Source organism: Vallitalea sediminicola (assembly GCF_054408565.1).
Genome location: NZ_BTPT01000069.1, coordinates 54847 through 68782, shown reverse-complemented (window position 1 = coordinate 68782; position 13936 = coordinate 54847). Strand labels below are relative to the sequence as shown.

Sequence of the window (13936 nt, the reverse complement as noted above, 5' to 3'; positions counted from 1 at the left end):
ACGGAGGAGTTAATGAATGGGAGATTACATACACGAACTAAGAAAAGAGGTTGGGAATAGACCTTTGATTTTAAGTACAGCAGGTGCTGTATTGATTGATGATGAAGATAGATTCTTAATGCAGTATAGGTGTGATAATGATACTTGGGGGTTACCTGGTGGTGTAATAGAGTTGGGAGAAACAGTTGAAGATGCAGCAATAAGAGAAGTTTTTGAAGAGACGGGTCTTACAGCTTATGATTTAAAGTTGTTTAATATATATTCTGGTACTGGCCAGCATTATATCTACCCAAATGGAGATGAAGTATATATGGTTTGTGTAACCTATTATACTAGGACTTATAAAGGTCAAATTAATATAGATGGTATTGAAACAAAAGATATCAAATTTTTTGATGTCAATAATTTGCCTGATAAGATAAGTCCACCAGTCAAATGTACTGTAGAAGATATAGTATATAAGATTAATAATAAATTAGTTTAAAAAGCAAGATGTGTGGAATATCAGTTATATTCCACACATCCATTATAGGTAGTATCTTCAAATATTACATAATCTTTGTTAAGTAATTTGACTTTAATTTCTGCTGACATACTTTCTATGATTTTTCGGTTCATATCTCCATTTTTTGGTGCAATAAGTATGTTATTATCACTGCACTTACTTCTAATATCTAATGTATAATTATCTTGCAATATTTCTATATGAAGATTATTCTTAGAGCACTGTAGTTTCTTTATCTTAGCATTATGATAAGTTGCAAATCTATATTCTTTACCATCTATATATAATATACATATTAATCCAGTAAAAGTTTTCCTAATAAACGGAATGGATGCTATGGAACACATTAAGCAAGTATTTTTAATATTAAAGGTATTAGAGTGTATCCAAATCCACTTTTTTGGAAAAGAGGTACCGAAATCTTTTTCTAGGTACCCTATGCCGTTATTGAAATCAATATTCCTATCATTTATTTTTAGATAACCATTTAAAGGATGAGATAAACTAATGATACTATGAAAACATTCCATGAATGGAATATATCTATAATAACCCATTATTGTTGGGGTTTTTAAATTTCTTCTTATATCTGTGAAATCACCAAAATTAATTTTCCCTTTTATTTTGCAAGATTTGTGATCAATATTAATTATTATTCGTGAATCAGAAAAAATACAGTTACTAATATTAATGACAAAAGGCTTATCAGAATAGGAGAATGATTTTATAGGAAATGGAATATATAAGGGAAGATTAATAGAGTTATCAATGAATTGAATAAAAGCATGGCGTTTATAAGAAGAAGTACTAGTTGAAATACCAGGTATAAAAGCACAAGAGTACTCATTGTTGGCATCTACGCATTTATAATACCAACCTTCAAAAAAATTTTTTTTATTCATATTACCTTGTAAGCAAATAGGGTTATATAATTTGTATAATTTATTTTTTTTCATAATTTTAGTAGTCCAATTCAATTTTTTTTAGATCTTTATTAGCTGGTCCATCAATGAATGTTCCGTCATAATTAAACCTAGAACCATGACATGGACAGTCCCATGTTTTTTCGGCATCATTAAATTGTACTTTGCATTTCATATGTGGACATGTTGTATCTACTAGATATAATCTATTGTTTTCATCACGATATGCTCCAATAGTTGTATTTTCAATTTTTATGACTTTGCCTTCAGTAGGTTTGATATCTTCTAATTCTATTTGGTTTGTTTTGAATCTGCTTGCAATAAATTCCCCAGTAGTATTGACCGAATCTGCAAACATGTTTCTTACGCTATCAAGGGTAAAAGAACGTGATGGATTAAATATATCTTTCCAAGGATTAGTCCCTTGAGTTATTAGGTCTTTAATAATCATTGCTGCGACTGTACCATTAGTCATACCCCATTTTCCATATCCTGTTCCTACAAAAATATTATCATAATCATTAGATAAAAGACCAATGTAAGGTACTTTATCTATGGTGATATAATCTTCAGCTAACCATTTATAATCTACAGAAACATCAGAATATAATTTGTTAGCATAATCCACTAAAATTTTATAATTAGAAATTTCATTTCGTGTTTGCCCTGTTTTGTGAGATTGACCACCTATAAATAATAACCTATTATTATTAGTGTCTAGATACCTAAAAGAACGTGTATCTCTATCACAACTAATGTACATACCATTTTTTAGTTTTGTATTACCAGAGGTACCAATAACATATGAGGTATAAGGAGACATCTTAGCAAAATACAAATGACCTTTTGAATAAAATGGATAATGAGTTGCTATAACAATATTTTTTGCTGTTATGGTATTAGAGGTTGTAGTAACAATACTTTTTTTGGGGTCAATGTTTATTGCTTGAGTGTTTTCATAGATGATACCACCATTTTCTTCGTATATATGTGCCAATTCTAATATATATTTTCTTGGATGAAATTGAGCTTGGTTCAAAAATCTAATCCCAGCTTTAATACCAAATGGAAGGTCAGTGGAATCAACAAATTCTGCTGGTAATCCTAGACTAAGTGCGGCTACAAGTTCTTTATTGACTAATAAAATATTATCCTTATCAGTTGTATATACATAAGATGGTTCCATAGCTAGATTACAGTTAATATTGTATTTGTTAACTGTGTCTATAATAAATCTTATGGCTTGTTGATTGGCATCGGCGTATTGTTTAGCTAGTTTTTTACCAAAAGTGTCTATAAGATATGAATAAATAAGATTATGCCCAGATGTAATTTTGCCTGTTGTATGACCTGTTGTTCCTAGACATATTTTATCTTTTTCTATTATAATAGTTTTAAGACCTTGTTGCTGTAATAAAAGACCAGTTGTTATCCCGGTAATACCACCTCCAATGACGACACAATCTACAGAAATATCTTCTTTCAGATTATCATAATTAGTTGAAGGTGTTGATTTAATCCAATATGAGTCGGATTCATACAATTGTAATCCCTCCTAAAGTAAATATATTATAGTTATTACCAAGTCGCATACTAGTTAGTCATAAATATAAGAAGCTAAATAAGTTGAAGAAAGATTTTAGTAAAACTTGTAATAGGTGGCAATATAAAGTATAATAAGAACAAACGTTCTAATATATTATTGTAAAAGTAGGTGGTAGAATGATATCGTACATAAAAGGAACATTAGAATTCATTGGTGAGGATTTTATAATTATTGAAGCAGGAAATATAGGATATGAAATAAAGATTTCAATGTCTGCAATGCAGGATTTACCTTGTATTGGTGAAGAGTTTAAAATGCATACTTATTTATACGTTAGAGAAGATGCTATGTTACTATATGGATTTATAACAAGAGATGATTTAGAAGTATTTAAGAAATTAATAACAGTTAATGGGATAGGACCTAAAGGAGCACTTGGAGTATTGTCTACAATTACTCCTGACGAATTAAGATTTGCTGTTATTGCAGATGACGTAAAGACTATATCTAAAGCACCAGGAATAGGGAAGAAAACAGCACAAAAATTAATACTAGAGCTTAAGGATAAATTAAAATTAAAAGATCATATTGATAGTATAAGTTCAGAAATAGATGGTGGTCAGATAGCTTTAACTTCCAATGCTAAAAATGATGCTATAGCTGCTTTGGTTAGTCTTGGTTATTCAAGTACTGAAGCGGTAAAAGCAGTAAGAACACTGAAAATAACAGAATCAACAACTGCAGAAGATATTATAAAAGGTGCATTAGGGAAATTGGCCAGTTTTTAATTATTGTTGTTAAAGGAGCAAATTAATAATGGAAAAAAGAATCATAACGACAGATCTTATTAATGAAGATTTGAAGATAGAGCAAAATCTTAGACCGAAGTTGTTATCTGATTATATTGGACAAGCAAAAGCCAAAGAAAATATGAAGGTCTTTATTGAAGCCGCTAAGCTAAGAGAAGAACCTCTTGATCATGTATTGCTATATGGACCTCCGGGATTAGGGAAAACAACATTATCAAACATAATAGCTAACGAAATGGGAGTGAATCTAAAAATCACTTCAGGTCCAGCGATAGAAAAGCCTGGTGATATGGCAGCTATACTCAATAATCTTCAAGAAGGGGATATACTTTTTATTGATGAAATTCATAGACTTAACAGGCAGGTAGAAGAAGTTATGTATCCTGCTATGGAAGATTTTGTTATTGATATCGTCATAGGAAAAGGTCCATCTGCAAGGTCAATTAGATTGGATCTTCCAAGATTCACACTTGTGGGTGCAACAACACGTATAGGACTATTAACATCACCCTTAAGAGATAGATTCGGTGTTATCAATAAATTAGAATTTTACACTTTAGATGAATTAATCCATATAGTTAAAAGGTCAGCATGTGTTCTAGGCATAGATATTGATGAAAAAGGTGCTGTGGAAATTGCAAGAAGATCTAGAGGTACTCCGAGACTTGCAAATAGGTTGTTAAAACGTGTAAGAGATTTCGCACAAGTTAAATACAAAGGTGATATAACCAAGGAGGTTGCGGATTATGCACTTGATCTATTGGATGTTGATAAAAGTGGTTTAGACAAAAATGATAGGAAGATGTTACTTGCCATGATAGAAAAATATAATGGCGGACCTGTAGGTCTAGATACTCTTGCCGCGACTATTGGTGAGGAGTCGGGGACAGTTGAGGACGTATACGAACCATATCTAATACAGCTTGGTTATATTAATAGAACTCCTAGAGGGAGAATGGTTACATCACTATGCTATAAACATTTTGGATTAGTTTGTAATAATGAAATTGGCAATAATAACTAACTATTGACAATTTCTTCCAATAATATTAAACTATACATAGTGTGAAAAAAATATATATAAGAAATTTTATTATATTGGGGGGAACATTATGGATAGAGAATTACAATTGTTAAGTAAGATTAGCAATAACGAACATGTGACCCAAAGACAACTAGCTAAAGAATTAGGATTATCCCTTGGCTCTATAAATGCGATTTTACAGGATATGATTAATAAAGGGTATATCGAGGTACAACAAATCAACTCTAGAGCTCTAAAATATATAATAACTCCTTTAGGTAAAAAGACAAAAGACATGAAAACATATAATGAAGTCGTAATAAGTTATAAGATGATTAGTAAAGTAAGATTGATGACCAAAAAAATCATTGAAGATCAGATAGAAAAAGGATATTACCATTTTTATTTGTATGGACAGCATGATGAAGTATATAAAATAGTAAAGATGAGTATTATTGAAGCAAAAAGATTGTATAATGTTACATATAATGAAATCGAAACGCTAGCTGAAGTTGATGATACAGATGGAATTGTTATTACTTGGAATAATGATGAAGGCGTGACAATGGATAATTACTTAGTACTTAATGTTTTAAGTGACGTAGTATAGTGGTATAATAAAAATTGAATTACTAAATCATATATGCTTAGAAACAATAATTCATAATTGTCAATTATTGTTTCTTTGTGTTATAATAGCATTAATTATAATTAAAAGTTTAAACATTAAGTAGCTGTACTAAATGTTGCATTGAATATTTATAGTTTATTGGTTATGCTAATAATGGAACAAGCTTTAATAAGTAGTAAAGGGGGTCTAGTATGTCACCAAAGAATAATACAAAAGTAATAATTGGTGGTAATGTCTATACATTATCTGGCAATGAAAGCGAAGAATATATTCAAAGAGTGGCTCTTTATATCAATAACAAACTAGATGATCTAAAGGCTTCGGAGAATGGACAATTTCTTAATACTAGATTAATGTCTATATTATTAGCAATCAATATTGCTGATGATTATTTTAAGGCAAAAGAAAGTACTGATAGTTTAGAAAGATCGTTTAAACTAAAAGATGAACTGATACTAGAAAAAGAACGTGAAATTGAAAGATTACAAGATACAGTACATAAATTAGAAATAGATAAGAACAGACTAATAGAACGATCAGATAAACTAGAGGAAGACATGGAAAATTATAAGGCAGAACTAGATGAATATATAGAAACATTTGATTTAGAAAACGGGTAGTAATATAATGTATATTACTACTTTTGTTTTTACATAAGAATAAGCTAATAGAAATAAATCAAGGAAAGTATATTGAACTTATTGAGATTGACATATAGATGTTTAAGTTCATTATATATAGAAAGGTGAAATTTATGAACAATAAACCAGAATTATTATCACCAGCAGGTTCATTCGAGAGTATGATAGCAGCAATTAATGCTGGTTGTGATGCTGTATATGTTGGGGGCAAACAATTTAGTGCAAGGGCATATGCTTCTAATTTTGATACAGAAGAAATGATAAAAGCTATACAGTACTGCCATTTGAGAGGTGTAAAGATATATGTAACCGTCAATACTCTATTCAAGGACAAAGAGATAGACAATCTTATTCAATATATTGATGTTTTATACCAAGCAGGGGTTGACGCTTTAATTATTCAAGATTTTGGTATATGTAAACTTATTAAAGATATATTTAAAGATCTAGAGATACATGCAAGTACGCAAATGACAATTCATAATTTAAAAGGAGTAAAATATCTTAAGGAATTAGGTTTTGAACGAGTTGTATTAAGTAGAGAATCAAGTCTTCAAGAAATAAAATATATAACTAGTAATACTCATACTGAAATTGAGTGCTTTGTTCATGGCGCATTGTGTTATTCATACTCAGGACAATGTTTGATGAGTAGTATTCTAGGTGGTAGAAGTGGAAATAGAGGAAGATGTGCAGGTACATGCAGATTGCCTTACGCATTATATGAAGAGTCTGAGAAAATTAATCATAACAGTGGCAAATATTTATTAAGTCCTAAAGATATTGCTACCATTGATGTATTACCTGACCTAATAGAGGCAGGAATTACATCCTTTAAAATCGAAGGTCGTATGAAAAGCCCTGAATATGTTGCTTCCGTCACATCAGTTTATAGAAAATATATTGATAAATATATAGAAAATCCTAATGATTATAATGTAGATAAAAAAGATTTGGAATTACTTCTTGAGATATACAACAGAGGTGGCTTTTCTAGTGGTTATTACAATGATAAATCCAATATAATGTCAATGAAAAAGCCTAACAATCAAGGAGCTTTCGTAGGAAAAGTTACTAATGTTAATAAGAAGAATAAAACAATAGAAATAAGATTAGATAAAAAAGTCAATAAAGGTGATAAATTAGAGATATGGACAGGCTATGAACCATTTCCTTCCATTACTATTAAAAACCCTTCAGATGGTCATAACATCACTTTAAAAGAGTATAACAAATATATTCTTCAAGGTAATTTAGTTTATAGGATAAAAAATAAACAAACTTATGATGATATAGGTAATAATATTATTAAGGTCAATAAAAAGTTGAAAGTGGAATGTAATATAAAAGTAAATGAAGGTAAATCCATTTATTTAGAACTGCATTTTGGTAATGTTATTATAAAAGAATCAGGAAGCATTGTTGAGAAAGCTAAAAATCAGTCACTTACAAAAGAAAGAATAATTAAACAGATCAGCAAAACTGGAGATTATCCTTTTGAATTAGAAATGATTAGTATAGATATAGATGATAACATATTTATTCCTATAAGTGAGATTAATAAGCTTAGAAGAAATGCTTTAGAGAAGTTGGTAAATATACTTCTGGATTCTTATAAAAGAGAGCCTCAAGAAGTACCTGAATTTAAATATGAAAAGCAAATAGTCAAAAAGGACAATATCAGCGTTAATGTTTTAATTAGAAATATGGCACAATTAGAAGCGATAAAAGAATTCAATGTAAAAGATGTGTATATTGAGAGTGAACTAATAGAATTAGAAGATATTAAGAAAATGGTTAATATATGTCGAAGTTATAATGCAAAGATATTTATAGCTTTGCCAAGAATATTTGATGAAGCTATTGAAAAGAAATATTCACCTAAGTTCCAACAGATCAAGAAATTAGATGTTGAAGGTTATCTAGTTAGAACATATGGAGAAATGAATTTAATTAGGAGTACTAACAAACAAATTGTCATTGATTATAATATGAATATAATCAATAATGAAGCTATATCTGCTTGGATAGGTGAAGGGGCATCACGAATAACATTGTCACCGGAATTGCATAATAGAGAAATCAATAATTTAGACACTAAAAATTCTGAAATACTGGTATATGGATATCTTCCTTTGATGGTATCAAAACAATGTGTAATAAATAATACTAGTAATAATAACAAGTTATGTTATAATAATAAAAAATATTATTTAAGGGATAGATATGGAAAAAAATTTCTAATCGATAGAAGATGTGGTAATTGTATTAATGTTATTTATAACTCAAGTCCATTAATATTGTTAGATCAATTAGATAAAGTTAATAATCTAGGTATTAGTAATCTAAGGCTAGAATTTACGACTGAAAGTAAAGAGCACATAGTAAAGATAATGAAATTATTTTTTAGCATTGTATGTAATGTGAAAAAATATGATAGAGAAAGTATACTTAATATCGTTGGTGTAGAAGAATTTAACAGAGGTCATTTTTTAAGAGGTATAGAGTAGGTGGGAATAGATGTTTGAGGTTATAATTAATATTTCAAGATTTATATTTATATTGTTAGCAATTTATTTTACTTATCTATGCTATAAATTATATAGATGTAAGTATAAACCAGCTAATACTAAAAAAAATAAATCAAAGGTACAGGGGTCAAAAGAAAACAACTATTTGAAAAACCAAAGAATAACATTGTTAATTACACATTTTCTTGGTTTTATGATATTGCTTGGAGCATCTGATAAACATAAGTTGGATCTATTGATTTTATATGTAGAACAAGTTATATTTTTCATGATAATTTGGTTCTTATTAAAAAAATTGTATACTGAGTATAACTATTTATTATGGAATACTTCCTTATATCTAATAACCATATCCTTTATTATATTAGCAAGGATAGATTACAATGTTGGTTATAGACAATTTTTAATGGCTATACTGGGGTATCTATTTGCTATATTAGTACCCATATTTATTGATAGATTTACCTTTCTTAATAAATTAGAGTGGGTTTATATTGGTATTTCAATAATTTTTCTTGTGACAGTTAATTTTGTAGGTACTGAAAAACATGGGGCTACTAACTGGATTTTAATTGGAGATTTTAGTTTTCAACCATCAGAAATAATAAAAATATTATTCATCCTATTTTTAGCTGCCTACATGAGAAAAAGGGATAAAATAATACATGTGGTGATTGCAGCTATACCATCTTTGATACTTATTTTTTTATTAGTATACCAAAAAGATTTGGGAACGGCTTTAATATTTTTTATAATATTTATTTCAGTTATATATGTTGCTACCAATAAACCTTTTTATTTTCTAGGAGGTCTATCTGGAGGGATTATGGGTTCATTGATAGCATATAAATACTATTCACATGTAAGGGATAGAGTTGAAGCCTGGATTAATCCTTGGGCAGATATTGACAGAAAAGGATATCAAATAGCTCAATCACTATTTGCAATAGGAGCTGGAGGTTGGTTGGGTAAAGGGCTAACTAAAGGGATGCCGAAGATAATACCTGCAGTTGAAACTGATATGATATTTGCAGTCATCTGTGAAGAATTCGGTAATATATTTTCAATATCATTAATTATAATTATGGCTTTATTTTTCTTAAGTGGTATCAAAATTGCTAAAGGTACAAAAGATAATTTTTATTTATTATTGGCAAGTGGGATAAGTTGTACATTTGCATTTCAGATGTTCTTAATACTTGCAGGTGTAACGAAGCTTATACCTCTTACAGGAGTAACTTTACCTTTTGTAAGTTCTGGCGGTACATCATTAACAATGTCAATAATAATGTTAGGTATCTTAGAAGGTATACACATTAAGAATCAAAAGGGTGAAACAAATGAAAAGAAAAAAAGAACAAGTAAATCGAAAAGATAATAAAAGCTTAAATAATATCTCATATATATTTATAGGACTTTTTGTAATATTAATTATTTATATTATTAAATTCATTTCTATTGATAGTACAAATGTTGTTATTAATTCTTACAATCCTCGTATTGAAGAATTGGAAAAGAACATTATTAGAGGTAAGATATTAGATACTAACAAAAGAGTCTTAGCTGAGACTATGGTAGATGGTGATAAGTCATATAGGATATATCCTTATGAAAATATATTTTCACATATTATAGGTTATTCCCATCAAGGTAAAACAGGTATGGAAGCTTTGGTAAACTATGATTTGCTGAAATCAAATGTGGGAATAATAGAGAAAACCGTACAGTCAATATCTAAGAAAAAAAGTGTTGGAGATAATGTGATTACTACTTTAGATGCTGATTTACAAAAGAAGGCTTATGAATTATTAGGCAATAGAAAAGGTGCAATAGTAGTTATAGAGCCTTCAACTGGGAAAATACTTTGTATGGTTTCCAAGCCTGATTTTAATCCTAATTATATTGAGAGTAATTGGACTGAGCTAAATAATGATGAAATAAATTCGCCACTAAGTAATAAGGCTACTCATGGTTTGTACCCTCCAGGTTCTACTTTTAAGATTGTTACTACTTTAGCATATATAAGAGAAAATCCTAATTGGGAGGATTATACGTATACTTGTAAGGGGAAAGACGTGTTTGGACAGAACACAATCCATTGTTATTCTAATACTAAACATGGAGAAGAAAACTTGGAAGATGCATTTAAGATGTCATGTAATACAGCATTTGCTCATATAGGGACTAATTTAAATATGTACAAGTATAGAGCTGTTGCTGATGAATTATTATTTAATACATTACTTCCTTGTCCATTATATTTTAGAACCAGTAGTTTTGTACTGGATGGAAATTCCTATGTGAAAACAATAGCAGAAACAGCTATAGGTCAAGGAGAAACAGTAATAACTCCATTCCATAATGCTTTAATAACTTCTGCTATAGCTAATGGTGGTATATTAATGAAACCTTATCTAATTGATAGTGTTGAAAATGCTAAAGGAAAAATAATAACTAAAAATCTACCAGAATTCTATTCTGAGCTTATGAGCGTAGATGAAGCACATATAATAAAAGAATTCATGAAAAAGGTTGTAAGTGAAGGTACTGGAAAGACATCTGCTGTCCAAGGTATTGATGTTGCTGGAAAAACAGGTTCAGCTGAAAACACAGGGGATAAGCCTCATGCATGGTATGTAGGATTTGCACCAGCTGATAATCCTCAGATAGCTGTTTCCATAATAGTTGAAAACTCTGGAACAAGTACAAAGTATGCAGCACCAATAGCAAAACAACTTTTTGAACTTTATATTAATTAATTGATAAGTTCGATATAGTTGTTTGAATTGATAAACTTTACTTGAATATGACTGAAATAATATATAAATATAGCAGTTAAAAATATACAGTTGAAAAAAGTTAGAAAAAATTGTATACTTTTTAAGACGAGACATTTATTAGAAAAATGTTTAGATGGATTACCCAAAGGCTAGGAGGCATTAATATGATTGAAGCAGTTAGTTGTGGCGGGGTGGTAATTCATAAAGGTAAGATGTTATTACTTTATCAACATAAATACGAAGGCTGGGTATTACCCAAAGGTACTGTCGAAGACCAAGAAGAATATAATGATACAGCTATTAGAGAAGTACGTGAAGAAGCTTCCGTTAAAGCAAATATTATTAAATATGTTGGGAAAAGTCAATATTCCTTTATGATTGCCAATGATACAGTTGTTAAGGATGTACACTGGTATCTAATGAAGGCCTATAGCTATTATAGCAGACCACAAAGAGAAGAATTTTTTACTGATTCTGGGTACTACAAATATCATGAAGCATATCATTTACTAAAATTCAGCAATGAGAAGCAAATATTAGAACAAGCTTATAATGATTACTTGGACTTAAAGAAATGCAACATGTGGGGAAATAAAAAGTACATCTAAGGTATTTTAAATATTATAATTGGTCTACTTTATTTATTAAAGTAGGCTTTATTATATGTGTTATAATATGATTTACATATATCAATAAGGGTAAAGTAACATTTTATGTGAGGTAAGGAGATATAAAAAATGAAAAAAAATATTTTATTAGTAGATGATGAAAAAGAAATTGCTGATTTATTAGAATTGTATTTGAAGAATGAGGGATATTGCATTTACAAATTTTATAATGGAAATGAAGCACTTAAGTGTATAGAAACAACAAAATTAGATTTGGCAATATTGGATGTAATGCTTCCTGATACAGATGGTTTTACAATTTGCAAAAGGATTAGAGAAAAACATTTCTACCCAATAATATTATTGACTGCTAAAGTAGAAGATATTGATAAGATTATGGGGTTAACAATAGGAGCTGATGATTACATAACAAAACCTTTTAATCCTTTAGAGGTTATTGCAAGAGTCAAAACCCAATTAAGAAGATATATGCTGTATAATCATACAGATGATATTGATACATATACTAATAGATATGATATAAGAGGTATGGTAATTAATAAAGATACTCATAAATGTACATATCTGGGGAAATCTTTGTCACTGACTCCTATTGAATTCTCTATTCTTTGGTATCTATGTGAAAATAAAGGTAAAGTTGTTTCCTCTGAGGAATTATTTGAAGCAGTATGGGGGCAGAAATATCTAGATAACAACAATACGGTTATGGCTCATATAGGACGCCTTAGAGAAAAAATGAATGAACCTTCAAGAAAACCTAAATTCATAAAAACTGTATGGGGGGTTGGCTATCAAATTGAATAATAGATTAAAAAATTTTAAACGTAAATTTTCTATTAGATTTCTAATAAATTTTATTACTGCAATAGGTATATATTCAATTGCTTTATTAGCTGTATATTTTGCAGGTAGAGAAATATGTTCCATAATTATTTGGCAAAGTGATTCAGTACTTTATAGATTACTTAAGCTTACGGATAGTGTTGTTTTCCTAATTTTTATTTGGAGTATAGGCTTTATTATTTTATTTATAATTTATTGGGTAAAAGTAATTGGTTATCTAGAGAAGATTATTCAAGCAACAGAAACTATCTATACTTCAAAAGATGAATTAATAGAACTTCCAGCTGAATTAAATGAAGTTGAAAAACAAATGAATGAAATAAGATTTAACTTAAGAAAAAATGACCGAGCTGCAAGAGAAGCAGAGCAAAGGAAAAATGACCTTGTTATCTATTTAGCTCATGATTTGAAGACACCACTTACATCAGTTATTGGGTACCTTACGCTTCTAAGAGATGAACAGCAGATATCAGAGAATCTTCGTATGAAATATCTTTCCATTTCATTGGATAAAGCAGAACGTCTGGAAGATCTGATCAACGAATTTTTTGAGATTACCCGTTTTAATCTTACGAACCTGACTTTGGATATTAGTAGAGTTAATCTTAATCGTATGATGGAGCAGATTACTTATGAGTTTAAACCAATGTTTGCAGAAAAGGCTTTGAAATATTCTTTGAAAGTGACCTCAGATATCAATATTAGGTTTGATGTCAATAAAATGCAGCGTGTATTTGATAATCTGATTCGTAATGCAATAAATTACAGCTTTGAACATAGTATAATTGAAATATCCGTTATTCAATTGGAAGATTGTGTACAATTAACTTTCATTAATCATGGAAATACAATTCCAAAAGAAAAGTTAAGTAGGATTTTTGAGCAATTCTATCGTTTAGATACATCTCGTACTACTAAAACAGGTGGTGCTGGGTTAGGACTTGCTATAGCAAAAGAAATAATAGAACTCCATAAAGGAACCATAAGTGCATTCAGTGAAAATGAAATAACTAGATTTGAAGTTATGATACCAAATTCTTTGTAGGAAAATCGTAAGAATTTCATAATAAATAA

The 13936-nt window shown here is 29.4% G+C and carries 13 protein-coding genes; 11 read left to right on the top strand and 2 right to left on the bottom strand.

The genetic code is table 11. The annotated features are described in order from the left end of the window. Nucleotides 1–16 precede the first annotated feature (16 nt). Nucleotides 17–484 carry an NUDIX hydrolase gene (locus ACX6CF_RS22235; RefSeq protein WP_458787572.1) on the top strand — a complete coding sequence of 156 codons (468 nt, stop codon included), beginning with the start codon at nt 17–19 and terminating at the stop codon, nt 482–484. A 20-nt stretch (nt 485–504) separates the two neighbouring features. Here ACX6CF_RS22235 and ACX6CF_RS22230 read toward each other — a convergent pair whose 3' ends face one another. Continuing rightward, entirely contained in the window at nt 505–1407 is a 903-nt protein-coding gene (locus tag ACX6CF_RS22230; RefSeq protein ID WP_458787571.1) for a tocopherol cyclase family protein, read from the bottom strand. A 58-nt stretch (nt 1408–1465) separates the two neighbouring features. Next, the gene (locus tag ACX6CF_RS22225) at nt 1466–2971 is read right to left on the bottom strand and encodes an FAD-dependent oxidoreductase (RefSeq protein WP_458787570.1); all 1506 of its coding nucleotides are present in this window, start codon (nt 2969–2971) and stop codon (nt 1466–1468) included. 179 nt (nt 2972–3150) lie between these two features. On the opposite strand from ACX6CF_RS22225, the gene ruvA reads away from it, so the two are divergent. The 10 genes from ruvA to vanS all read left to right on the top strand — a co-directional run bounded on the left by ruvA (nt 3151) and on the right by vanS (nt 13907). Further along, entirely contained in the window at nt 3151–3762 is a 612-nt protein-coding gene (gene ruvA / locus ACX6CF_RS22220; RefSeq protein WP_458787569.1) for a Holliday junction branch migration protein RuvA, read from the top strand. 28 nt (nt 3763–3790) lie between these two features. After that, on the top strand, nt 3791–4807 hold the full coding sequence (ruvB, locus tag ACX6CF_RS22215; protein ID WP_458787568.1) for a Holliday junction branch migration DNA helicase RuvB: 1017 nt from the start codon (nt 3791–3793) through the stop codon (nt 4805–4807). A gap of 88 nt (nt 4808–4895) precedes the next feature. Next, nucleotides 4896–5417 (top strand): winged helix-turn-helix transcriptional regulator, encoded by a 522-nt coding sequence (locus ACX6CF_RS22210; RefSeq protein ID WP_458787567.1) that lies wholly within the window; start codon nt 4896–4898, stop codon nt 5415–5417. Between the two features lie 212 nt (nt 5418–5629). Further along, nucleotides 5630–6058 (top strand): cell division protein ZapA, encoded by a 429-nt coding sequence (locus ACX6CF_RS22205; protein ID WP_458787566.1) that lies wholly within the window; start codon nt 5630–5632, stop codon nt 6056–6058. Nucleotides 6059–6192: 134 nt separating this feature from the next. Beyond that, on the top strand, nt 6193–8589 hold the full coding sequence (locus ACX6CF_RS22200) for a DUF3656 domain-containing U32 family peptidase (RefSeq protein WP_458787565.1): 2397 nt from the start codon (nt 6193–6195) through the stop codon (nt 8587–8589). A 10-nt stretch (nt 8590–8599) separates the two neighbouring features. Beyond that, nucleotides 8600–9988, top strand: coding sequence for an FtsW/RodA/SpoVE family cell cycle protein (locus ACX6CF_RS22195; protein WP_458787564.1), 1389 nt, complete (start codon nt 8600–8602; stop codon nt 9986–9988). Beyond that, a complete protein-coding gene (locus ACX6CF_RS22190) occupies nt 9951–11369 on the top strand; it encodes a peptidoglycan D,D-transpeptidase FtsI family protein (protein ID WP_458787563.1) in 1419 nt (472 codons plus the stop codon). Before ACX6CF_RS22195 ends, ACX6CF_RS22190 begins: the two co-directional genes overlap by 38 nt. Nucleotides 11370–11554: 185 nt before the next feature. Next, nucleotides 11555–11998 carry an NUDIX hydrolase gene (locus ACX6CF_RS22185; RefSeq protein WP_458787562.1) on the top strand — a complete coding sequence of 148 codons (444 nt, stop codon included), beginning with the start codon at nt 11555–11557 and terminating at the stop codon, nt 11996–11998. A 129-nt stretch (nt 11999–12127) separates the two neighbouring features. Then, complete coding sequence (gene vanR, locus ACX6CF_RS22180; RefSeq protein WP_458787561.1) at nt 12128–12823, top strand: VanR-ABDEGLN family response regulator transcription factor; 696 nt, start codon at nt 12128–12130, stop codon at nt 12821–12823. Then, the gene (vanS, locus tag ACX6CF_RS22175) at nt 12816–13907 is read left to right on the top strand and encodes a vancomycin resistance histidine kinase VanS (RefSeq protein WP_458787560.1); all 1092 of its coding nucleotides are present in this window, start codon (nt 12816–12818) and stop codon (nt 13905–13907) included. The genes vanR and vanS overlap by 8 nt, the downstream gene beginning before the upstream one ends. Nucleotides 13908–13936: the final 29 nt, after the last annotated feature.